The organism is Pedobacter sp. HDW13, from assembly GCF_011303555.1.
In the GTDB taxonomy this organism is placed as follows: domain Bacteria; phylum Bacteroidota; class Bacteroidia; order Sphingobacteriales; family Sphingobacteriaceae; genus Pedobacter.
In genome coordinates this window covers 5,270,818-5,293,536 of record NZ_CP049868.1, presented here as the reverse complement: position 1 = coordinate 5,293,536, position 22,719 = coordinate 5,270,818, and the positions used below count along the sequence as shown (strand labels likewise).

Annotated in this window: 19 protein-coding genes and 1 pseudogene; 7 read left to right on the top strand and 13 right to left on the bottom strand. The window is 41.8% G+C overall.

Annotated features, from left to right (window positions below; translation table 11 throughout):
* Positions 1-9 precede the first annotated feature (9 nt).
* From G7074_RS21985 to G7074_RS21975, 3 genes are read left to right on the top strand one after another with little or no spacing between them, the layout of a single operon-like run.
* Entirely contained in the window at positions 10-1,800 is a 1,791-nt protein-coding gene (locus tag G7074_RS21985; RefSeq protein ID WP_166211401.1) for a RagB/SusD family nutrient uptake outer membrane protein, read from the top strand.
* A gap of 3 nt (positions 1,801-1,803) precedes the next feature.
* A complete protein-coding gene (locus G7074_RS21980; protein WP_205944105.1) occupies positions 1,804-2,724 on the top strand; it encodes a metallophosphoesterase in 921 nt (306 codons plus the stop codon).
* Positions 2,725-2,741: 17 nt separating this feature from the next.
* Positions 2,742-3,980 carry an alkaline phosphatase family protein gene (locus G7074_RS21975; RefSeq protein WP_166211398.1) on the top strand — a complete coding sequence of 413 codons (1,239 nt, stop codon included), beginning with the start codon at positions 2,742-2,744 and terminating at the stop codon, positions 3,978-3,980.
* An 84-nt stretch (positions 3,981-4,064) separates the two neighbouring features.
* Here the strand turns inward: G7074_RS21975 and G7074_RS21970 are convergent, their stop codons facing one another.
* Genes G7074_RS21970 through G7074_RS21940 form a run of 7 tightly spaced genes read right to left on the bottom strand, consistent with a single transcriptional unit; the run spans position 4,065 to position 10,996 of the window.
* Entirely contained in the window at positions 4,065-5,414 is a 1,350-nt protein-coding gene (locus G7074_RS21970; protein ID WP_166211395.1) for an alkaline phosphatase family protein, read from the bottom strand.
* Positions 5,415-5,418: 4 nt separating this feature from the next.
* Complete coding sequence (gene eboE, locus G7074_RS21965; RefSeq protein ID WP_166211392.1) at positions 5,419-6,630, bottom strand: metabolite traffic protein EboE; 1,212 nt, start codon at positions 6,628-6,630, stop codon at positions 5,419-5,421.
* Complete coding sequence (locus G7074_RS21960) at positions 6,627-7,802, bottom strand: 3-dehydroquinate synthase (protein ID WP_124560396.1); 1,176 nt, start codon at positions 7,800-7,802, stop codon at positions 6,627-6,629. The genes eboE and G7074_RS21960 overlap by 4 nt, the downstream gene beginning before the upstream one ends.
* Positions 7,803-7,830: 28 nt before the next feature.
* The gene (gene eboC, locus G7074_RS21955) at positions 7,831-8,715 is read right to left on the bottom strand and encodes a UbiA-like protein EboC (protein WP_233603893.1); all 885 of its coding nucleotides are present in this window, start codon (positions 8,713-8,715) and stop codon (positions 7,831-7,833) included.
* A 4-nt stretch (positions 8,716-8,719) separates the two neighbouring features.
* Positions 8,720-9,706, bottom strand: coding sequence for a TatD family hydrolase (locus G7074_RS21950; RefSeq protein WP_124560397.1), 987 nt, complete (start codon positions 9,704-9,706; stop codon positions 8,720-8,722).
* A 27-nt stretch (positions 9,707-9,733) separates the two neighbouring features.
* Positions 9,734-10,591, bottom strand: coding sequence for an EboA domain-containing protein (locus tag G7074_RS21945; RefSeq protein WP_205944104.1), 858 nt, complete (start codon positions 10,589-10,591; stop codon positions 9,734-9,736).
* Positions 10,592-10,618: 27 nt separating this feature from the next.
* Positions 10,619-10,996 (bottom strand): transmembrane 220 family protein, encoded by a 378-nt coding sequence (locus G7074_RS21940; RefSeq protein ID WP_124560398.1) that lies wholly within the window; start codon positions 10,994-10,996, stop codon positions 10,619-10,621.
* A gap of 235 nt (positions 10,997-11,231) precedes the next feature.
* On the opposite strand from G7074_RS21940, the gene G7074_RS21935 reads away from it, so the two are divergent.
* Positions 11,232-13,112 (top strand): gamma-glutamyltransferase family protein, encoded by a 1,881-nt coding sequence (locus G7074_RS21935; protein WP_124560399.1) that lies wholly within the window; start codon positions 11,232-11,234, stop codon positions 13,110-13,112.
* Between the two features lie 2 nt (positions 13,113-13,114).
* On the opposite strand, the gene G7074_RS21930 is transcribed toward G7074_RS21935, so the two are convergent.
* The 5 genes from G7074_RS21930 to G7074_RS21915 form a co-directional block, all read right to left on the bottom strand.
* A complete protein-coding gene (locus G7074_RS21930; RefSeq protein WP_124560400.1) occupies positions 13,115-13,597 on the bottom strand; it encodes a hypothetical protein in 483 nt (160 codons plus the stop codon).
* A gap of 531 nt (positions 13,598-14,128) precedes the next feature.
* A complete protein-coding gene (locus G7074_RS21925; protein ID WP_370526554.1) occupies positions 14,129-15,031 on the bottom strand; it encodes an acyltransferase family protein in 903 nt (300 codons plus the stop codon).
* A gap of 122 nt (positions 15,032-15,153) precedes the next feature.
* The gene (locus G7074_RS21920; protein WP_205944103.1) at positions 15,154-15,591 is read right to left on the bottom strand and encodes a hypothetical protein; all 438 of its coding nucleotides are present in this window, start codon (positions 15,589-15,591) and stop codon (positions 15,154-15,156) included.
* Positions 15,591-15,764, bottom strand: a complete 174-nt coding sequence (locus G7074_RS26770; RefSeq protein WP_205944102.1) for a hypothetical protein — start codon at positions 15,762-15,764, stop codon at positions 15,591-15,593. The genes G7074_RS21920 and G7074_RS26770 overlap by 1 nt, the downstream gene beginning before the upstream one ends.
* 15 nt (positions 15,765-15,779) lie before the next feature.
* A complete protein-coding gene (locus G7074_RS21915; protein ID WP_240916382.1) occupies positions 15,780-16,529 on the bottom strand; it encodes an AAA family ATPase in 750 nt (249 codons plus the stop codon).
* A 182-nt stretch (positions 16,530-16,711) separates the two neighbouring features.
* Between G7074_RS21915 and G7074_RS21910 the strand changes: the two genes are divergently transcribed.
* On the top strand, positions 16,712-17,608 hold the full coding sequence (locus tag G7074_RS21910) for a LysR family transcriptional regulator (protein ID WP_166211389.1): 897 nt from the start codon (positions 16,712-16,714) through the stop codon (positions 17,606-17,608).
* A 70-nt stretch (positions 17,609-17,678) separates the two neighbouring features.
* Positions 17,679-18,628 (top strand): annotated as a pseudogene (locus tag G7074_RS21905) (YeiH family protein).
* A gap of 580 nt (positions 18,629-19,208) precedes the next feature.
* Here G7074_RS21905 and katG read toward each other — a convergent pair.
* Positions 19,209-21,473 (bottom strand): catalase/peroxidase HPI, encoded by a 2,265-nt coding sequence (gene katG, locus G7074_RS21900; protein WP_166211386.1) that lies wholly within the window; start codon positions 21,471-21,473, stop codon positions 19,209-19,211.
* 349 nt (positions 21,474-21,822) lie between these two features.
* Here katG and G7074_RS21895 point away from each other — a divergent pair, with 349 nt between their 5' ends.
* Positions 21,823-22,512: a DUF4397 domain-containing protein gene (locus G7074_RS21895; protein ID WP_166211383.1), complete on the top strand. Its 690-nt coding sequence runs from the start codon at positions 21,823-21,825 to the stop codon at positions 22,510-22,512.
* Positions 22,513-22,719 lie beyond the last annotated feature (207 nt).

The following is a 22,719-nucleotide window of genomic DNA, read 5'->3' as shown; positions in this document are numbered from 1 at the left end:
AACAATTAAATGAAAAAGTACATATATATATTGTTTATTGGTCTTGCCGGTACATTTACCGCCTGTAAAAAAGGTGACTTAGACCGCTATCCGCAAACCTCTATTTCACCCAATCTTTTCTTCAATACAGAAGAGGATTTGGCCTTGTATGTAAACGGTCTGTTATCGCAACCCGATCGCAACAGTTACCTGAACGATCAGAGTACCGATAACGTAGCCACTACAGCCGCTGTTGAGGTTAAAAACATCATGTTAGGAAGTGCGAATGCCCAAAACATTACAACCGGCTGGAGCTGGGGCAGATTGCGTAACATAAATTACTTTTTAGAGAATTTTAAGAAAGCACAGGTTACTGGTGCGATTAAAAATCATTATGCCGGTCTTGCCCGTTATTATCGTGCAGAGTTCTATCTCGATAAAATAAAGCGCTTTTCGGATGTACCCTGGTACTCGGGGACTTTAGAGCCTGGGGATGAAGCACTCTACAAGCCTCGTGATCCGCGTGCGCTAATAGCCGACAGCATTATGGCTGATTTAGATTTTGCCTATAAAAATGTTAGGGAAAGTGTACCCGTTGGTACCCCAGGCAAATGGGCTGTGGCTACCTTATACACCCGTGCGGCTTTATACGAAGGTACTTATCGCAAATACCACAGTGAATTAAACCTAAGCGGTTCTGCAAATACTTTCTTACAAACTGCAGCAAGGGTTGCAGGCGAAATTATAACAGCCAAAAAATTCACCATTTACAACACTAACCGCCCTGACCAGGATTATGCAACTTTATTCGCGAGCCAGGATTTAACCGGTAACAGTGAAGTGATTTTAGCCAACATTTTCGACCTGAGCAAAAGTAAAGGACAAAACGTTAACGGTGTAGTATTTGGCGATTACGAACAGGCTCCGGCCAAAGACCTGCTGCTTACCTACCTGATGAAAGATGGTACGCGTTTTACTGATATAGCGGGTTATGCGCAAAAGAGTTTTGTTGATGAGTTTAAAAACCGCGATCCCCGCATGTCGCAAACCATGGTATATCCGGGTTGGACCAGGGTACCTGATGCAACGCCTTACATCCAACGTTTAAACAAAAACTTTACCGGTTACCACCAGCTAAAAGGTTATGTAAACAGTACCGATAATAACATCTTAAATGGTGTCGATTTCCCGGTTTACCGTTATGCAGAAATTTTGCTTAACTATGCTGAGGCACTTGCCGAACTGGGTACTTTAACACAATCAGACTTAGACCAATCGGTAAATTTACTAAGGAAAAGAGCAGGCATGCCCGATCTTAATCTGGGTTCTGCAAATGCCAATCCCGATGCGATGTTGCAACAGCAATATCCGAATGTAGTCGCAAACGCGGGTGTAATCTTCGAAATCAGACGCGAGCGCAGGGTAGAATTTGCCTTCGAAAACTTAAGATATGATGATCTGATGCGTTGGAAAGCGGGCAAATTACTGACCAAAGGTCCAGAAGGTATGTACTTTGCAGGCTTAGGTAAATACGACCTTACCGGCGATGGTGTTGATGACATTATCTTAATTGACAGAACGGCCACCGTTCCGGCAGAAGAACAAAAAGAGAAAAACTCGTTAGGTGTAAAACTGGTATATTACCGTGCCGGAACCATTGGAACTGATGCTACTGTGTACCTGAAAGCTGGCAACAGCGGAGGCAACATTGTAACCGAAAGTGTGATTAGGAATTTTGAAGAGCCTAAATTCTACTACCGCCCTATTCCGCAACAACAAGTTACCCTTAACCCTAAACTTAAACAGATTTTTGGCTGGTAAACCATGGAAATAAAAAGAAGAACACTATTAAAAACAGTAGGCTTGGCTGCCGGTGCATTAGCAACCGGCAGCCTTCCTGCCTTCGCTACAGCTAATGAAAGCGAAAACAGAAAGGATAAAAAACTGGCACTTAGCGTGGCACATATTACCGATGTACACATCCGTCCGGGTGATAATGCACCTGAGCGTTTTAAGAGCTGCCTAAAACAGATTATTGGCAAGCATAAGCCAGATTTTTTCTTAAACGGAGGCGATTCAATAAACGATGCCTCATATGATAATGTAGTACGCGATCAGGTTACCGAACAATGGGCGATATGGGATGACTGCCTTAAAGGTATGGAAAAACATGAGGTTTACAGCTGTATTGGCAATCACGATCCCTGGTGGAAAGCACCGGCAAAGACTGATGAAATGTACGGTAAAGACTATGTTGTTAAACGCTTAAAAATCCCACACCGTTATTATAGCTTTTCGAAAAAGAACTGGCATTTTATTATTCTGGATGGTAACAACAGCAAAATATCACTTGATGATGAACAGTACAACTGGTTGCAGCAGGAGCTGGAAAAATTACCAGCGGCTACACCTACGGTAATCATGTCGCATTATCCTATTTTGGGTACCACACAGGTATTGGTAGGCGGTGGTCATTCGGATGCCAAAAAGCTAAAGGATCTTTTCTATAAACACCGCGATAAAGTTAAAATCTGTTTAAGTGGTCACAACCACCTTTCTGATCATACCGCATATAATGGTGTGCTTTATTGTTGTAATGGTGCCATGAGTGGCTTTTGGTGGGGTAAAGGCGATGCCGAATCAGCTGGCCCGGGTTATTATCTAGAAACGCCTCCAGGATATGCCATGTTAAAACTATATACTGATGGCACTGTAGAAAACACCTATTATCCTCACTCCTTTTAACATTTAAGCTAAAAAAAATGAAGCGCTTGAAGATTGTTATTTTTACTACCTGCTTGGGTTTATCAACCATTGTAAATGCACAACAGCGTCAGCAGAAAGTGGTTTACATTATCGCTGATGGCATTCCTGCAGATGTGATAGAACGAGAAAACCTGCCTAATTTTAAGAAGATCATCACGGCAGGTGCCTACTCACGCATGCATGTGGGAGGCGACAAAGGCACCTATAACGAAACGCCAACCATCTCTGCTGTAGGCTATAACAGTTTACTTACCGGTACCTGGGTAAATAAACACAATGTGCCTGATAACGACATTAAGGCACCTAATTACAACTATCAGCATATTTTCAGGGTGTTCAAAAACCAGTATCCCAATAAAAAAACAGCTATATTTTCGAGCTGGACCGATAACAGAACGAAATTGCTTGGCGATGGACTGGCTGCTACCGGCAACTTTAAGCCCGATTATGCTTTTGATGGCTTTGAACTGGATACTGTACGCTTTAAGCACGACAAAAAATCGGCTTATATGCATCAGATTGATGAAGAAGTTATCAAACAGGCTGCCCATACCCTACAACAAAATGCTCCGGATCTTTCATGGATTTATCTGGAATATACCGACGATATGGGGCACCGCTATGGAGATAGTCCGGAGTTTTCTAATGCCATTACACTGCTTGATGCACAGATAGGAAAAATTTGGGATGCAATTAACTATCGCCAGCAGAAATTTAAAGAAGACTGGTTAATTATCATCACTACCGACCATGGACGCGATGAGAAAACCGGGCGTGGTCATGGTGGGCAATCAGACAGGCAAAGATCTACCTGGATGGTTAGCAATTACAAAAACCTGAATACCTATGCGCAGTATTTTGATCTGGGTGTGGTAGATATTATGCCTTCGATAGCCCGTTACCTCCATGTACAGCTACCCGAAAGTGTTTTACAGGAAATTGATGGAATACCATTTATCGGTCCTGTTTCTTTGGCTAACCTTAAAGTCAATCCTATGCAGAAACACCTCGATATTAGCTGGAAGGCGCTCGAAAAGAATGGAAAGGTAAAAATATGGCTGGCTACCACGAACGAATTTAAAACAGGTGGGAAAGACAATTACCATTTACTGGCGACTGTGGATCTCAACCAACAGCACTATTTTGCCGATTTGAAAGATTATTCGTCTACCTTTTATAAAATTGTTGTAGAGGGCGCGAATAATAGCCTGAACAAATGGATTACGGTTAATTAGGAAAAAAGTATCAAGTATTGAGTTTCAAGCAAGTCTAATCGATCTTCAATACTTGATACTTACTACCTGATACTAATAACTCCCCTATAAAGTCAAACTATCCCATATCACCTGGTAAACATCTACCGGCGTTAAAGCTTTATCGATCTTGTTAGGCGTAACCAATACGGGCTTGAATTCTTCTTTGGTGTTTATCCTTCCGTGCGATCCTTTAATTAAGGTAGCATCCAGCGGAATCACATCCATCACGTACCTGAAGCCTGCCTTTTTTCTCAGTAATTTATAACCTGCACGTAATTTTGAGGTCATAAACATTTCAACCGGATCGTAACCTGGTTTTTTATGAATATCAACCACCCTGGCATAGTCAGGAGCTTTGGCATCATCTAACCAGAAATAATAGGTAAACCAGCTGTTTTCATCGGCCATGAGTACCAGGTCGCCGGAGCGTTCGTGGTTAATGTGGTGCGTTTGTTGTGCTGCTTTATCAAGAACCAGTTCTATACCCGGAACGTTTTTAAGCAAAGCTTTTACCTGTTCGGTAACCGATTTATCATTAATGTATACGTGCGCAATCTGATGATCGGCTACTACAAATGCTTTTGAAGCACCAGCATCGAGCAATTCCAAACCACGTTCTTCACGGATTTGAATCAAACCATTCTCCCTGAACAAACGGTTAAGGTGAATGGGGTTATTTACCGGTGCAATACCATACTCGGAAAGTAAAATTACGCGTGCACCTTTATTTTCGTAAAAAGCAACCAAATCGGCAACCACCTGATCTATCTCCTTCAATTCAGTACCGATTTTAGCTTCATCCGGACCAAACTTCTGTAAGCAGTAATCCAGATGCGGCAAATAGATCAGCGTTAGTGTTGGGGTGTGCAGGTTTTCGGTTTCCATAGCTGCATCGGCAATCCATCGGGTCGATTTAATATTAGCCCCTGGCCCCCAAAACTGGAATAAGGGGAATTGCCCTAATTTCGTTTGCAAGTGATCGCGTAGTTCAGCAGGTTGCGAATAACAATCGGGAAGTTTACGTCCATCGGCCAGGTAATTTGGTCGCGGGGTTACCGAATAATCAACAGTCGAATACATATTGTACCACCAGAACATATTGGCACAGGTAAAATTAGGATCTTCCTGTTTGGCTTTATCCCAAATCTTTTCGCCCTGAACAAGTTTGTTCGATTGTTTCCAGAACTTTACTTCACTTTCTGCATGGTCGTACCAACCATTGCCAACAATACCATTATCTGCAGGGTATTTCCCTGTCAAATAAGCCGATTGTGCAGCAGTAGTAACCGCAGGCAGCAAAGGCGCTATTGTGGTTAAATGTTTTTCAGCAATATATTTCTGTAAGAAAGGTGTATTTGCGCCAATAACTGACTTAGATAAGCCTACAATATCGATTACAACTGTTTTATGCATGTTTTTACTGTGCTAATGTATTTTTTACCCAATCGAGTTCGCGGATAATAGATTCGTTTAAAGGTGCCTTCAATTGTGCAGGCAGTACCTCCCAGGTATAAGTTTCTACCTCGAGATGATTGGTAAAAGGATTGTTCTTTTGTAATGTTAACACTGCACTGATATCGGCCTGGGTAGATTGAATTAACCCCATCTCCTCCACAAAGATTGGCACATGGAAATGCGCGCGCCACTCTTGTACCTCTTGCCTGCCAGCATCGGCCAATGCATTTGACAAATCAGGATAGCGAATTAAACTTCCATCATTCTTTTGTGCAATTACCTGATGCAGGTAAACCGGTTCATCAAAACCAGCAAGTGCATTTAATACTGCTGTTCTGTCGGCACCAGCTTCAGGCAATTTTGCCTTTAAAGCGGCACTGATCTGAATCTTACCAACTTGAATACCTTTTTCCTGTAGCTCCTGTACAATTGCAGCATGCGGTTCGTAGCCGATGGCAAAGTGACAAACATCGTAACACAGGCAAATGTGCGTTTTAATTATTTCTACAGCCTTTTCGGCAGTTAAACCAGCCTGTGCTGCAAATGCAGTTTTTCCGGCTGGTAAAAGTTCGTTTTCATACCAGTCGATAAATTCAGGACCAGATTCAAGAAAACCATCTGGTTCTGGTTCAATATCCAGGTGAATTAGTTTTCCGGTATTTTGGTATATTTTATTCAGCGCCTGGGCTACAGCCAAAACATGACTTGTTGCTTTAACTGTTGCTACCTGTCTTTCCGAATCCGCTTTAAACCAGGGTTTGTAACTCAATGGCGAGGTAGAAATACCCGCATCCATATTATCCGGAACCAGTTGTGCCAGTATTTCAGCTAAACGTAAGGTATAATCCAATCGTTCTGTTGTAGTCCAGTCGGGTGCATGTACCTGATCTTTAACGCGGGTATAGTGAAAGCCTCCATAAGGGAAGCCGTTCATGGTAAAAACATAAGCACCCTCAGCATCCAGCCATTGTTTAAATGCTGTTAGCTGTGCTGCTTCAAGTAATTCTATGCTGGCCAGATTAGAAAGACGCAAGCCTATGCCCATGGGTTCATCGGGTGATAAAGCTGCCTTTAGCTTTGGAAAGCTATCTTTCAGTACTGCAAAATGTGCTGACCAGCTTTCGCCGGCATATATATTGGTACAAAAGGTTAAATGACCTGAACTTAGTTTCATAACGCAGTAGCAGTTGAATGTGCAGCAGCCTGATTTTGCAACGATTCGGCCGCTTGTTTTAAGATTACAGCATCTATTTCGTGAACTTCTTCTCCTTTACCTAGCGCAGTAAGCAAGGTGATGGTAAGTTGTCCACCCAGGTGTTCTCTAAACTCTTCTAAACCTTGTAAAATAGGGCTATTATCGCCTTCTACCTGAAGTAATGGATGCGTTAATTCAAAGCCTAAAGCCTGAATTACCGCAATAACTCTTTGGGAATCTGCAGCACTTATTCTACCCGATAAGTTTGAATATACCGCATCTAATGCAATACCCATCGCCACTGCTTCGCCATGCCTGATTTCGAAATTGGTTAAATACTCGAGTTTATGTGCACTCCAATGACCAAAATCAAGCGGACGAGCTGATCCGTTTTCGAAAGGATCGGCACTACGGATGTGTTCCAGGTGTAGTTTGGCACATTTCCAGATCTGATAATTCATGGCTTCCCTATCGCGATGCGCCAGCGCTGTGGCATTGGCTTCCAACCACTCAAAAAATTCCAAATCTTTTATCAGGGCCACTTTAATCGCCTCGGCAATGCCCGAACGCCAATCGCGATCAGACAGTGTATTCAAAAACAATTCGTCGTTAAACACTGCAACAGGCGGAGAGAAAGTACCCAGAAAGTTTTTCTTATTGAAATAATTGATACCATTCTTAACTCCAACTCCCGAATCGTTCTGAGAAAGTACTGTACTCGGAATGCGGATATGTTTAATACCCCTGTGCGCAATGGTTGCCGCATAACCCACCATATCCAGCACGGCACCACCACCAATAGCTGCTACAAAAGAATGCCTGTCGATACCATGGGTATTGATGGCTTCTAAAATCCGTTCGAGATATTGGGTATCATTTTTAACCAGTTCGCCACCGGGAATTACGATAATATCCTGAACAAGTTGCGTTTGATTGTACTTATTAAAGTATTGCTTTATTTCAGCAGTTAAAGCTGTATGCGCTTCAGCTACCCCTTCATCAATTACAAAAAGGATCTTTTTTATGGTTACAGCCGGATTAAGCTGGCTTAGAAAATCACTGAATAACTTATTTTCGACAGCAAAAAGTGCTGAGGTAAAGAAAATATTATAATTGTATTGTACAGTAAAGGATTGTTGTAAATGTTCCATAATAATTGGATAATCAGGTTAAATCGGATCAGGTTACGGCAAATAATTTAGAGAGCCACATCGAAACGGGTAGCAATGCCGCAATTACAAAAGCGAGGATCAATGCATCGAAAGTTACCGCCCAGGCGGCATCCATCAAAATTAAGGATATTACCCCAGCTTTAACCGCTGCACCAATGTTTTTACCAATTGGTTGCTTAATGGCTTTAAACAATGGTTTAAAAATCATAAAGGCAAAAGGCAATAAAAACAGCAGCGACCACCATAACCTGTCGTTAATAAAAGCAAAGTAAGCAATGGCACAGATTACGATGCCATATAACAAAGCAGCCAGGTATAAATTCTTAGCCGTACCGCCATGCACCTCTCCACGACTGGTCATCGTGATCGAGAAAATATAAATTACCGGAATAATGGCCAGGTAATAGTGACTGTAAAGCATTTCGGGTACAATACTTAAGCCTAACAAGAGGTTAAAACCACGGCATAGCCCCATGTTTAAAGGGCCAAAAAACGAATGATGCTTGCCAAATTTATTGTAAAGCAAAGCAAATATAGCCACTAAAATCGCTAACGTACCTGAATCTACACTGTTCAAAAAAGCCAGACCAATAGCTGCCAATAATAACAGGCTGCCTAAAAGCGTGGCATTTTGCAGGCTAATGATTCCGCTTGGAATAGCCCTTTCCGGACGTTCTATTTTATCGAGTTCGGCATCAAAAACATCGTTAAAAACAATACCTCCTGCGTAAAGGCAGGCAGTAGATGCGCATAAATAAAAAACAGATAACCATGGAACGGCAAAACCCGCAGTTAAAATACCAGAAATAGCAATACCAGCTAAAATATCGGCTACAGAAGTAACCACATTTGCCGGGCGCATGATGCGCAGGTAAACGATTATTTTTTCCAAGATACTAACTAATGATTATTGACGATTTATCTGTACGCGGTTGTTGTCCGCCACGTAAAATGGTATTGCCTTCAAATTTTACAGATTGATCGATACTTTGTGGCGCATTAAAATCAGCTTCATCAATCTGTCCGCTTTGGGCAAAGGCTGTAATCGCATTGCGGTACGTTACCATTTCGATAGCTTCGTTGCTTAAACCACGCATTTTCATTAAAGCTGCAGTTTTAGGCACAGCCAGCGGATCGCTAATGCCCCAATCGGCAGCTGAGTTAACCATAATGCGTTCAGGACCATATTGTTTTACAATCTCGACCATGCGTTCGTTACCCATTTTGGTAAAAGGATAAATTGTAAAAGCAGCAAAAAAACCTCTGTCTAATACTTCTTTTACGGTTTCTTCATTATTATGATCGATAATGATGCTGTAAGGATCTAATCCGTGCTCAATAGCAATATCCATGCTGCGTTGCGTACCTTTTTTCTTATCGCGGTGAGGCGTGTGGATTTGCACCGGAAGGCCGGCTTCTTTTGCCAGTTCCAACTGTAATCGGTAATATTTTTCTTCTGCAGCAGTTTGGTCATCAAAGCCTATTTCGCCAATACCTACCACACCTTCCTTATAAATAAACAGTGGCAAAATTTCCATTACCTGCTCCGACAGACTTTCGTTGTTGGCCTCTCTCGAGTTTAAACCAATGGTGCAATAATGTTTAATACCAAACTGCGATGAACGAAATCTTTCCCAACCGATTAAACTGCTGTAATAATCCCTGAAACTATCCAGACCCGTACGCGGCTGCCCCAGCCAAAATGCGGGTTCTATTAATGCAACTACTCCTGCATCGGCCATCGCCTGGTAATCGTCGGTTGTTCTGGAAGTCATGTGAACATGTGGATCGAAGAATTTCATGCCACTTACCACACTAATATCAAACGCTTCCGGCTCTCCCATCATCGCTTTATCTCTTTCAATTGAATTACTGCAACACATATGTAATCTATATTTTTCTTTCTAATGTTAAAATTTATCCCAGTTTAAACTGCCTTCTGCTAAAACGGCTTTAAGCTCGGGAAAAGTATCAATATAATCTTTTGCCGGTTCATAATCAGAAGCAGCAACTGCCAGTGCAATAGCGCGTTGTTCTACCTGATCGTAATGTTGTAAACCGGTTTTTAATACTTCAAAAATCTCCTCATTGGTAAACTTACCTACCAGGCGCCACAACTGCGGATTTACTTTACGTCTGGCAGCCCAACGTTCTTTAGCATAATCGGTTAAAGTTAAAGCAAGTTCGAGATTGGATCTCTCATCTAAGCCAACAATGAGGTTAATATTTTTCTCGGTAAAGAATGCTTTTAATACCAGCTGGTTCCAGGCTGCTTCATCGAGATATTGCGCAGGATAAGGATTGTTTTCCATAATAGCCTCCAATACCGAACCGATATTACTCCGGATGCCTTCGGCACAACGCTTTGCCCAAATTGCAGGAAAAGGTAAAAACGGAAGCGCCGAATACAAAGCTACAGCTTCGTTCATTTCTGCAGATAAGAATAACTGATCGATCGCAGCATATAACTTATCCCGATCGGTAGCTGGTAAATTTCCCAATAACCAAACCCTGCAAACCCTGTCGATACTCCATTGGGCTAAGTAAGCTAATCCTGCATCTTCCAGTGCCACTAACTGCAATGCTGAAAGCTGAACAATAGCTTTCCCGGTTTTGCGCGGGGCCATTACAAAGGCCTTTCCAATACCGTTTATCTGATCAGGCGTTGTTTCCCATGCTTCAAGCCAGTTCAGTCCTTCGCCTGTTAGGTTGGTTTTAATAATATCAAGTAACAGTTTATTGGCTGTTACCACATCACATGCTTTCATCTTCACGAAATTTAGGATCAATGCTTTTTAGATGGTGCCTGTGGCTACCAGATAATCAATCAGCAGTGCCCCGGTAATAATCAATAAGCCAAAAAACTCTCTGGTTTGTTCGATATAAGGTTTTGTAGCCTGCATGCTCTCTACCAAACTAGGCCTTTTATATTTCATCACCCAATCGCGCACGCCATCTTTTGCAAAAAACAGGATAGCTGCATAAACAAGATAAAAAGCCATTAAGAACAAGTAAACCAATGGATAGTACAGACCAAAAACAGCTAAGCCACAACAAATTGCAGCGCTTAAGTAAATAGATACCCACAGGTAAGGATCTTCATCGTTGAGGTTAACATAGGCAAAACCTATAAAAGATAAACAAAAGATACTGTTGAGAATTATTAAAAGCATTTGATTTTTAAAAATTTAAATCTAGTTAAATCGTTTTTTTAATACAACTGAAAGGACAAAGTTATTTAAACTCACTGTTTTTTAAACCTAGATTTGTAAAATTATAGTCTCTTTTGGCGTTGGGATTGGGCTAAACGGCTTAGGTCTGTGATATACAGCCTGCTGACCACATATTGTAACAAACATGTTTGCATTATCTTGCAGGCTTGAATCGGTCTTTTTTTACCTTAGTTTTATGAAAAAGCTTGTTCTGTTTCTTTTATGCGGCATGGTAACTGCACGCACCATAGCCCAGCAAACCCAAAAACCCATGTTGTATGGCAGTAACTGGATGGCCATTACCGGAAAACCGATGGCGGCAACTGCCGGATCGATGATTTTCCAGCAAGGGGGCAATGCTGTAGATGCAGCCTGCGCCATGCTGGCCGCTACCTGCACCATGTGGGATACGCTAAGCTGGGGAGGCGAAACACAAGCACTCATCTACAATCCTAAAACGGGTAAAGTAATTGCCATTAACGCTATGGGGATTGCGCCAACAGGTGCAACAGTCGATTTTTTCAAAAGTAAAGGTTACAATTTCCCGCCTGAATATGGTCCGCTGGCAGCTACAACACCTGGTACACCTGGTGGATTAATTTACATGCTGAGCCAATATGGTACCATGAGCCTAGGGCAGGTATTGGCTCCATCCATGCAGATGGCGGCAGGTTATGCTATTGAAGCACAGGCAGTCAACAGCATTGAGCGCGATAAAGAACGCATTAAAACCTGGCCATACAGCAAAAAAGTATTTCTAACCCATCCTGACGAAAAACGTGAAGCACCCGCAGGAGGAGAAATTTTTGTTCAAAAAGACCTGCTTAGCACCTTAACCAAAATGGTTGAAGCCGAAAAAGAAGCCCTAAAAAAAGGAAAAAGCCGTAAAGAAGCTTTAATGGCCGCGTATGATCGTTTTTACAAAGGCGATATTGCCCGTGAGTTTGTAAGAGGCAGCAAAGAACAAGGCGGCTTAATTACCATGGAAGACCTGGCCAAATGGAAACCCGTTGAAGAAGCGCCCTTAACTACCAATTACAAAGGTATTGAGGTGTACAAATTACAACAATGGACTCAAGGACCCATGCTTTTGCAGGCCTTAAATATCCTCGAAAATTTTAACCTGAAAGAAATGGGTTACAACAGTCCGAAATATATCCATACGGTTTACCAGGCGATGAATATGGCCTTTGCCGACCGTGATTTTTACTATGGTGATCCCAATCAGGCACCTACAGAACCCATGAAAGGCTTATTGAGTAAAGATTATGCCAAACAGCGCGCGTCGTTAATTCAATTTGAAAAGAACGACGATAAAATTGGTCCTGGAGATCCCTATCCTTTTCAGGGACAAAAGAACCCCTACCTTAATCTGTTAAAAAGCCGTGGTTTTGAAATTGATACAACCAAACGCAACTTTGCCCCGAAACATGATTTAGGGAACTATACGCCAAAGGAAGTATATGAAGACCGCTTATGGAGGGGAACTACTTCTATTGAGGCTGCTGATAAAGAAGGTTGGGTGGTTTCGGTTACACCAAGTGGTGGCTGGTTACCTGCCTGCATTGCCGGCAATACGGGCATTGGCATGAGTCAGCGTATGCAAAGCTTTGTCCTAGACTCTACCCTAAACCCTTTTAATGTAGTAGCGCCGGGCAAACGACCAAGGGTAACCCTATCGCCATCATTATTTTTAAAAGACGGCAAGCCCTATGTTTCGGCAGCTGTACAGGGTGGCGATACGCAAGACCAAAACCTGTTGCAGTTCTTTTTAAATATGGCAGAGTTTGGCATGACGGTGCAAAAGGCGACCGAAGCCGCTAACTTTAACACTAACCAATTGTGGCTTTCGCTTGGTGGAAGCAAAACCGCAGACAGGGCACCAAAAGCAGGACAAATTTTACTCAACAGCAATACGAAAGAGGAAGTACGCACGGCCTTAAAAAATATGGGGTATATACTCAGTTTTGGCGATCGCACCAGTGGACCAATTAATGCCATTTATTTTGACCGTGAACACGGAAGTTTATGGGGTGGCTCGAGTAACCATGGCGAAGATTATGGCATTGGCTGGTAGCTTCAATCTTTCCAGCCGAAGCTATAACTAGCTTTAACAGGATGGGCGGTAAGTTCGAAATCTTCGCTAAAATCAGCGTTAAAAAGCTTAAAACTTACCGGCCATTCATCATTAAGCATAGTAGAAACAAACTTTGAGAATATGGTTACAAAACTTCTGAAACTCACCGCCTCTTTACAAATGATCAGGTACTCATGATCTGATTTAGTAACCACTTCGGCAATTACATTTCCCCAGCGCGACAAGAGCTTTGCAGGCAGCTGATGATAGTGCTGCGATTCGATCATTTTACTGATACCCTGCAACAAGGCATCAGATAATGGATTACCACTCAATTGCTGCCATTTACCATTCCACTTTTCTAAACTCCCCAATAGTTCTCCATCTTGTACCAAACGCCATGGCTCGTTCTGCGCAAACTGAATAAGCTGATAATGGCCTGATTTTTCATCATTTTGCGTAAAGAAATAATCTAACTCGATCATAATTATTTTGTAGGGACAAACAAACCTACAAAATAAATACTAAAAATAATAGTATTTCTATCAGAATCTTTTCTCCCGAAAACGACCACCTTTCAAATCCAATTCATGAATTTTAAACCACTAAAAATACTAATATCGTTAGTTTGAGAAAATGAATCTAACTGGTCACTATCTTAATTGCATCAACGCGTTATTAAAATTACAAAAGCTTAAAACTATTCAATTTATAATTCTTATAATCAAAATATTATAAAGTTTAATTAAAATACCAGATGAATACAAACAAGAGAATAATTACCAGTCAGAAATCGATATGATGATTAAAAAAAGGTGAATATTTGGTGATTTAAGCTTTCTTAAACATGATACTTTTAAGGTATTTCCGTATAGGAAGATCGACAAAAACAAGTATACCATAAGCCAGCAAAACCAGTGCAAATGTGCCTGTAGGAATGAGCCATTGCATAGTTGCCATAGTGGGCTTATTCACTTCGATATAACTTAAAAAGAGCCAAAGAAAAGGGTAATGGATTACATAAAGCGGATAAGAAATATCGCCTGAGGATTTGCAGATTTTGGCCAGCTTTGGTTGCAGTGTAGCGCCTGCCCCAGGGCCACTAGAAAAGGAAAATAAATTATTATCAGAAGCGGATCGATAATGGAATTTGCTTTGGAAAAAGGGACAAGAAAAACCGCCAGAAGTAAAATCCCCATTGAAACGAAACCCAGTTTTGAACGAATAATCCATTTAGAACGGTACACTAAAATTCCGGCAAGGAAAGCATACAAAACCCTGATGCCCCCGCCTAAAAAATTATCGCCACCCCACCCTACGCCGAGGTAACCTGCCTTTTGCGCCTCAAACCCTAGCATTACCGCAGCAATTGCGGTTAGGAACCACAGTACCTTATTGGGCAATTTAATGAGCAGCACCGCATAAGCAATGTTGGCAATATACTCCCAAAATAACGACCAGGTTGGCGGATTGAGGTGAAAGAGATTAAAATAACGCTCCTGCACCAGCGGATAAGGCACCATAAAGCATGAAGAAAGAAACATAATAAAGGTTTGCCCAAAACCATAAACCGCCTGAAGATTACTAAATGGATCGAAAATGAAGGCAAACACCCCAATAACGGAACCGATAATTACGAGCGGATGCAGGCGGATGAACCTGAGTTTTAAGAAAGGAATAATACCCAGATCTGCTATTTTGTGATCGTAAGCATAGGCAATAACGAAACCAGAAAGGCAGAAAAAGAAATCGACTGCCAGGTAAGCATGTGCAATAAAGTTGTCTTTGTAATCGGGAGTAGCAAACTCCATAAAATGAAAAACGACGACTGCTACCGCAGCCAGTCCTCTGAGACCATCTAAAATTTCGAAATGCTGTTTGGTTTTTAACAGGCCATTTGGTGTAGTACTTAAGTTCATTGTGTTGTGTTGAACCACAATGATAATATTTTATCGAATGAATTTAACGGCAACGTTCCAAATAGAGACAAAACCAAGAAAGATTGAGATTCTTTAGCTAATCTCCGCATTCAGTAAAAAAGCTAAGCCATCATCTGCGGCGCATAGCCAACAGCAAACATATTTACAAAGGATTTAGGCGTTAATACAGCTATTTTATCCAAAACGGGAAAAGTAACAGCCTTCTCGTAACCTGCTGGTGTCCACAGGTGCAGTTGTTTTTCTTTAACGAGGTAAGGATTATTTTGATAGGACACAAAAGTTCCGTCAGGCAACGCATCCAAACTTTCGTGGTAATAAACTTTAGTTTTATCGGCTGTGATTCTTTCCTGATGGAGGATATTATCAATTTCCGTTACCGCAGTTTTTATGTTGAACTGATACCCGGGATTGCCTTTTAGCCAAAACAATTTAAAACGCTGGTGATCTGCATAGCGGCATTGAAAGCAAGGCCTGTGTCCGGCTGCAAAAGCAGTGGCCTCGTCTAAAAAGAAAAGCTCAGTCCAGCGATTGGGTTGCATTACCTCGCGGTGCCTGCCCTAAATTCGAGCACACAGGTTATCCATGCTTTAACCTTAAACTGGCGTACGATTTCTTGAGTATTGTTGTGGATTACCCCACGGTTGCCCAGCCAGCTGCCTCTATGCCTGGTTTTAATAATCTCACCAAATGGATTTACCCGGTTTTGCAACATACCTGTGTTTGAATGCTAATTGGCCAGTATTTGGGTTTCTTCTACTTCGCTTAAAGTTGTTTGCAGCTCAAATTCACTGATTAGCACACCTTTAACCAGTCGATAAGCATGATCTTTGGCTTCGGCAAAGGATATACCATATTTGCGCTCAATGATCCGGATATGCTCAGGAAAACGCGAAAGCAGTTTATCGTAGTAAGCATCCAGCACTGCGTTGCCAGGCATGGTAAAGCTTAACCTAAGTTGAAAACGCCTTAACAAAGCCGGATCGATGAATGATTCGTAATTGGTGGCACAGATTAACAGCGCATTTTCAGGGAAATAGTCAATCATCTGGATCATGGTATTAACCAGCCTGTGCATTTCGCCAACATCTTTGTCGCCCTCGCTCCTTGCCTTACCTATCTGATCAAACTCATCCAGAAAAAGAACCGCTTTCTCCCTTTTGGCCTTATCGAAAACCATTTTAACATGCTGGGCGGTTTCGCCTAAGCGGGCGCTGATTACATTACTGAGATTAAGCACAAGCAGGTTCTTACCCAGTGCAGCCGCAATGGCTTTAGCTGTAGTAGTTTTACCACAACCCGAGCTACCATGCAACATCACTTTATTATTAACCGGCAATTCGTACTGGCGCAGCTGTTCTATGTAACTATGCTCTCTGATCAGCTGGTTAAGCATGGTTCGATTATATTCGTCTAAAAACAAATCGTTTAACTGGATCTGTTCTTTATCGCTTATAATCAGGTCGGTTATGTTCATCATCCCTTTTAGGTGTTATTGTGCTGCAAAAATAAAAATAAGCACGGATTTAATCGTAAACTGCAATAAACAGGCTAAGTATTTACATATCTTTAGCATATCAGCCAGCCTTTGGGTTAATTTACATGACTAAATCACATATTTCGTTAATTTAGCAGACTGCAAAAGCATAATCCGTATTTTAGATGTTTGACTTTAGACTGAAGGTTTTTTATATCGTGGCCAAGCGGCTTAATTTTACCAGGGCTGCTGAAGAATTATTTATTACACAACCCGCAGTTACCAAGCATATACAGGAGATAGAGGCTTTTTATAAAACCAGGCTTTTCGACCGTAATGGAACGAAAATTAAAATTACCCAGGCTGGCAATATCCTTTTGAAACACGCCGAAGCGCTAATAAACATCCACCGTAATATTGATTTTGAGCTTTCTACTCTCGCTAAAAATATCAAGGGAACGCTTCGCATGGGAGCAAGTACAACCATTGCCCAATATTTTTTACCTAAATATCTGGCTTCTTTCCGACAGCAATTCCCTGATATCACCGTATCGCTTAAATCGAACAACACCGAAGCGATAGAAAACCTGTTAATTGAAAATAAAATTGACCTTGGATTGGTTGAAGGGCAATCTAAACGCCCGCACATTAAATATACGCCATTTGTTCAGGATGAAATTGTACTCTGTACCAGCAATACTAATCCGATGGTCAAAAAAACCACTATTAGTCTAGGTGATCTCCAGAAACTACCCCTGGTTTTGCGCGAGCCGGGTTCTGGTTCGCTTGAAGTAGTGGCTGCTGCACTGAAAAATGTAGGTTTAAGTTTATCGCAACTCAACAGGGATCTGGAACTGGAAAGTGCCGAAAGTATAAAGGCTTATCTCCTTAATACGAATGCTTTCGCTTTCCTGTCTATCCATGCCATACTCAAAGAGCTTAAAAGTGGCGAGCTAAAGGTTGTTGATGTTAAAGGGCTCGATATTACTCGTGTATTCTATTTCATTACGCAGCAGGGCGATACGCCCGACTTGCAGGAAATCTTTATCAAACACCTCGCCTCTCATAACCTTAAGTTATAACAGATAGCAATTATTCATTTCTAAACTCTCACTGGCTTACCCATCTTTGTCGTGTAAAAACAACAAAATCATGGATAATAAAATATTGAATAAATCGGTCACAGTTAGGGAAATCATCTTTTTTGCTTTTCTTTTATTGTGTCTGATGCCATTTATCTCTCCTCCTGTTGCACTTTTAATGGGAATTGTTGTGGCGCAATCTATCGGCCACCCTTTTTTACACCTTAACCACAAGGCTACACATATCCTGCTGCAATTTTCAGTAGTTGGACTTGGTTTTGGCATGAATGTAGATTCGGCATTGCAGGCCGGCAAAAGTGGTTTTACCTTTACCATCTTATCTATCTTAACCACACTGGTTATGGGCTATCTATTGGGCAGGCTTTTAAAGGTAGACCGCAAATCGTCATTTCTGATTACAGTTGGTACAGCCATTTGTGGCGGCAGCGCCATTGCTGCCATTTCTCCGGTAATTAAAGCGCAGGAAAAACAAATTAGTGTTGCATTAGGCACCATTTTTATCCTCAATGCCGTTGCTTTATTTATTTTCCCGCTTATTGGTCAAAGCCTGCAACTCTCGCAACAGCAGTTTGGGATTTGGAGCGCCATTGCTATTCAGGATACCAGCTCGGTAGTAGGTGCAGCCAGTAAATACGGCGCAGAGGCATTGCAAATTGCCACCACGGTTAAGTTAACCAGGGCCTTATGGATTATTCCGATTGCTATACTTAGTTCGTTGTTATTCAGGAACAAGGGGCTAAAATCAAAATCCCTTACTTTATTGCTTTGTTTGTACTGGCTATAGTGCTGAATACCTATTTGCCTTTTGTAAAAATTATTGGAAGCCAAATCTTACAACTTTCTAAAGTTGGTTTAACGCTTACTTTGTTTCTGATTGGCTCGGGGCTATCAAAAGAGGTATTTATTTCAGTTGGTTTTAAACCCATTTTGCAAGGACTGGTTTTATGGGTATTGATTTCGGTACCGGCCTTGCTTGCTGTGCTGTATTTGTTGGCTTAAGTTTTTTCGGGATCGTCATTTGCGAAAGCGGGAATCTTAATGCTAATTATTACGTTGTTTTTTACCATGTAAGGCATTTAAGAGCATTTAGATTTACAGGACGCCTATCTGCTTTTATGGTTAAGAAAAGTGAGCTAGCATTGTTTAACGAAGTTATTCCACTTACCTACCATTGACGCCAGAATAGAAGAATCGTCATTTCGACTGGAGCAAGCCAGTTTTTCACTGGCAGCGGAATGGAGAAATCTATAGAGACAGATTTCTCGGCTACGTTGCACTACTCTCGAAATGACGACCCCTGAGGGGCTGTCACTCAAATTGATTTTTATACAATAAATTAACACTCCGGATGACAATGGCACATAAAAATATACTTTTTACCACCTAAGACATTTAAGGGCATTTAGGCTTATATGAAACTTACCTGCCTTATATGGTGAAGAAAAATAAACTAATACTGCTTAAAAAGTCCTTCGACAGGCTCAGGATGACAATGAAGTAAGTAGTACCTAATCGTATACATAAAAAAAGGATTGCCGCATGCAGCAATCCTTCGGTATTTACGACTAATTAAAAACTGTTAAGCCAGATCAAAACGATCTAAATTCATCACTTTGGTCCAGGCGGCTACAAAGTCTTTAACTAATTTCTGTTGCCCATCAGTGCTGGCATAAACTTCGGCAATTGCCCTTAGTTCTGCATTTGAGCCAAATACCAAGTCGGCACGGGTAGCTGTCCATTTGGGTTGTCCGCTTTTGCGGCTGCTACCAATATATAGTTCTCTATCCTCAGAAGTGGCTTTCCAGGCCGTATTCATATCCAACAGGTTCACAAAGAAATCGTTGCTTAGCTGACCAGGATTTTGAGTAAATACACCATGCTTAGAACCATCAAAGTTGATATCGAGCACACGCAAACCACCAACTAGCACGGTTAATTCGGGCGAAGTTAAAGTTAACAAATGCGCTTTATCAATCAACAGCTCTTCTGTAGCCACAGGTACTCTTGGATTGCGGTAGTTACGGAAACCATCGGCAGCCGGTTCTAAATAGCCAAACGATTCTATGTCTGTTTGCTCTTGTGAGGCATCCATACGGCCTGCAACGAACGGAACAATTACGCCGTTTGTGGCACGCTCTACTCCTGCATTGCCAGCCAGTACAATTAAATCGGCCAGAGAAACCTTTTTATTATCTGTTTGACCAGCATTAAAATCTTGCTGAATGTTCTCCAAAACGCCCAATACTTTTTGTAACTGGACCGGATTATTTACCTTCCAATCTTTTTGTGGTGCCAATCTTATGCGAGCGCCATTAGCGCCACCGCGTTTATCGGAACCCCTGAAAGTGGCTGCTGAAGCCCAGGCAGTACCAACCAATTCCGAGGTAGTAAGGCCTGAAGCCAAAATTTTAGATTTTAGTGCGGTAACGTCACTTTCGTTAACCAAAGTGTGATTTACTGCCGGTATCGGATCTTGCCAAAGCAATTCTTCCTGTGGCACATCGGCACCAAGATAGCGCTCGCGCGGTCCCATATCGCGGTGTGTAAGCTTATACCATGCTCGTGCAAAAGCATCAGCAAAAGCATCAGGATTTTCTAAGAAGCCTCTTGATATTTTTTCGTAAGCCGGATCGAACCTTAAAGAAAGATCGGTGGTTAACATGGTTGGCAAATGTTTCTTTGCACTATCATAAGCATCAGGTATAATGGCTTCTGCATTTTTAGCTACCCACTGGTGTGCACCTGCCGGGCTCTTGGTTAATTCCCACTCGTATCTAAATAAGTTTTCGAAGAAATTATTGCTCCATTTGGTTGGCGTGGTTGTCCAGGTTACTTCCAATCCGCTGGTAATGGCATCTGCACCTTTACCCGATCCGAAACTACTGCTCCAGCCAAAACCCTGACTGGCAATATCAGCTGCTTCAGGTTCTTTACCCACATGATCGGCAGAGGCTGCACCATGGGTTTTACCAAAAGTATGTCCACCTGCAATTAAAGCAACAGTTTCTTCGTCGTTCATGGCCATGCGACCAAAAGTATCGCGAATATCTTTGGCTGCTGCGATTGGATCAGGATTGCCATCTGGTCCTTCGGGATTTACATAAATCAAGCCCATTTGTACTGCAGCCAGTGGTTTTTCTAAATTACGCGAATGGATATCACCATCGGCATCATCGTCGGTTACCACTACGCCATGTGCTTTATCGGCACCATCAGAGCCATGTGCATAGCGTAAATCGCCGCCTAACCAGGTTGTTTCTGCACCCCAGTAAACCGATTCGTCAGCTTCCCAGGCATCTTCGCGACCTCCGGCAAAGCCAAAGGTTTTAAAGCCCATTGATTCTAAAGCAATATTGCCGGCGAGAATCATTAAATCGGCCCATGAAATTTTATTACCATACTTTTGTTTAATTGGCCAAAGTAACCGACGCGCCTTATCTAAGCTCACATTATCAGGCCAGCTGTTTAAAGGTGCAAAACGCTGTAATCCGGCTCCTGCACCACCTCTACCATCACCCACACGGTAAGTACCTGCGCTATGCCAGGCCATACGGATAAATAAACCACCATAGTGACCGAAATCTGCAGGCCACCAATCCTGCGAATCAGTCATCAAAGTATGCAGATCACTTTTCACAGCTTCCAGATCTAAGCTTTTAAAAGCCTCGGCGTAATTAAAATCAGGATCAGAGGGATTTGATAAAGCTGAATTCTGACGGAGAATATTAAGTTTTAACTGCTTTGGCCACCAATCGTTATTTCTGGTACCGCCACCACCTACATTGTTTTTCATGCTGCCGTTATGGAACGGGCATTTGCTGATATCGTTCGGGTCTTTTTCCATCTTTAATATTATGATTTGTTAGTTTAAATTTATGAACTGATATAAAATTAAGGGATTCCTGTCAATAATCACAATCACATAATTCTATGTGCAAATAGTTAAAATCTATTACCTTATGGAAGTGCCTCTGCCTGTACACATTCGCATAAACCCTTTGGTAAAAGTTTGAAGAAAAATAGATGATAAACCCTCAACTCTGCTAATAACTCCATTTAAGCCTTTAGCAGATAAAATTTAAACCAAAGATTATCAGCAACTAAAGCACCCAGAAACCAATCCAATCTGATTCCTTGTCGCAAAAAGATCCCAGGGCCCGTTTCTATGGCGAAACAAAATCCCTATCTCTATTATGAAAAAAACAGTAAATTATTTGAAGTACGTCATGGCTATAAGCCTACTAGCCCTTAGTCTTGTTGCCTGCAAAAAGGACAGCAAAACTGATCAACCTGTAGCTACAACCGCTACCCTATCGTTCAACAACGGTCTCGATCTTACTGGCAAATTCGACTTCTACGTTAATGGGATTAAAAAAGCGAGCCTGGATGCCTTGCTCCACAGCGACTACAGCGAAGTACCTGAAGGAAAATTAACAGTTAAGGTAAGCAACACAGTTTCGTCGGCTACGCTTGCCAGTGCCGATTTTACCCTTACCGCAGGTCGCAATTATTCGGTATTTATTTGCGGTACAGCAAGCGCGCCCACGCTGGTTTTAACCGAAGATAACCTTAACGTGCCCATAAAAGACAGTGGAAAAATCCGTTTTGTTAACTTAAGTCAGGGCGCAAAGGGGCTTGATTTAAACGTGCGTGGAAAACAGCCTGTATTTAGTAATCTGGCTTATAAAAGCGCTACCAATTTCGAAAACATGGCGGTAGCTGCCGAAGTTGACTTCGACTTACGCGAAACCGGAAATAACCAGGTGATCAATAGCCTTGAAAAGGTAAAAATCGAAAACGGAAAGATTTACACCATTATTGCAACCGGCGACAGAAGCGAAAATAGCGCCAATGTTAAAATGACCGTTATAACCAATAAATAAAGGGCGTGTAGCTTATTCGAAAAGCCTAAAAAAAGAAAATCGTCATTGCGAGGAGGAACGGCTGAAAAAGGCACCTCGCAATGACGATCCTCTACTCCTGTGCATCACATCTTACTTTATCACATATCCTTTACAGAACAATCGGTAACATGTTGATTACGCGCCACAGCTTTTAAAAGCCTGTAGTGTACCTTTATAGCACACAAA

What these genes read in the sequence shown, in the direction of transcription:
- G7074_RS21895 (WP_166211383.1), top strand. Translation starts at nt 21,823, where the DNA reads ATGAAAAAAACAGTAAATTATTTGAAGTACGTCATGGCTATAAGCCTA.
- G7074_RS21950 (WP_124560397.1), bottom strand. Translation starts at nt 9,706, where the DNA reads ATGTGTTGCAGTAATTCAATTGAAAGAGATAAAGCGATGATGGGAGAG.
- eboE (WP_166211392.1), bottom strand. Translation starts at nt 6,630, where the DNA reads ATGAAACTAAGTTCAGGTCATTTAACCTTTTGTACCAATATATATGCC.
- G7074_RS21925 (WP_370526554.1), bottom strand. Translation starts at nt 15,031, where the DNA reads ATGAACTTAAGTACTACACCAAATGGCCTGTTAAAAACCAAACAGCAT.
- G7074_RS21975 (WP_166211398.1), top strand. Translation starts at nt 2,742, where the DNA reads ATGAAGCGCTTGAAGATTGTTATTTTTACTACCTGCTTGGGTTTATCA.
- G7074_RS21960 (WP_124560396.1), bottom strand. Translation starts at nt 7,802, where the DNA reads ATGGAACATTTACAACAATCCTTTACTGTACAATACAATTATAATATT.
- G7074_RS21945 (WP_205944104.1), bottom strand. Translation starts at nt 10,591, where the DNA reads ATGAAAGCATGTGATGTGGTAACAGCCAATAAACTGTTACTTGATATT.
- G7074_RS21915 (WP_240916382.1), bottom strand. Translation starts at nt 16,529, where the DNA reads ATGATGAACATAACCGACCTGATTATAAGCGATAAAGAACAGATCCAG.
- G7074_RS21935 (WP_124560399.1), top strand. Translation starts at nt 11,232, where the DNA reads ATGAAAAAGCTTGTTCTGTTTCTTTTATGCGGCATGGTAACTGCACGC.
- katG (WP_166211386.1), bottom strand. Translation starts at nt 21,473, where the DNA reads ATGGAAAAAGACCCGAACGATATCAGCAAATGCCCGTTCCATAACGGC.
- G7074_RS21980 (WP_205944105.1), top strand. Translation starts at nt 1,804, where the DNA reads ATGGAAATAAAAAGAAGAACACTATTAAAAACAGTAGGCTTGGCTGCC.
- G7074_RS26770 (WP_205944102.1), bottom strand. Translation starts at nt 15,764, where the DNA reads ATGTTGCAAAACCGGGTAAATCCATTTGGTGAGATTATTAAAACCAGG.
- G7074_RS21940 (WP_124560398.1), bottom strand. Translation starts at nt 10,996, where the DNA reads ATGCTTTTAATAATTCTCAACAGTATCTTTTGTTTATCTTTTATAGGT.
- G7074_RS21970 (WP_166211395.1), bottom strand. Translation starts at nt 5,414, where the DNA reads ATGCATAAAACAGTTGTAATCGATATTGTAGGCTTATCTAAGTCAGTT.
- G7074_RS21985 (WP_166211401.1), top strand. Translation starts at nt 10, where the DNA reads ATGAAAAAGTACATATATATATTGTTTATTGGTCTTGCCGGTACATTT.
- G7074_RS21910 (WP_166211389.1), top strand. Translation starts at nt 16,712, where the DNA reads ATGTTTGACTTTAGACTGAAGGTTTTTTATATCGTGGCCAAGCGGCTT.
- G7074_RS21930 (WP_124560400.1), bottom strand. Translation starts at nt 13,597, where the DNA reads ATGATCGAGTTAGATTATTTCTTTACGCAAAATGATGAAAAATCAGGC.
- G7074_RS21920 (WP_205944103.1), bottom strand. Translation starts at nt 15,591, where the DNA reads ATGCAACCCAATCGCTGGACTGAGCTTTTCTTTTTAGACGAGGCCACT.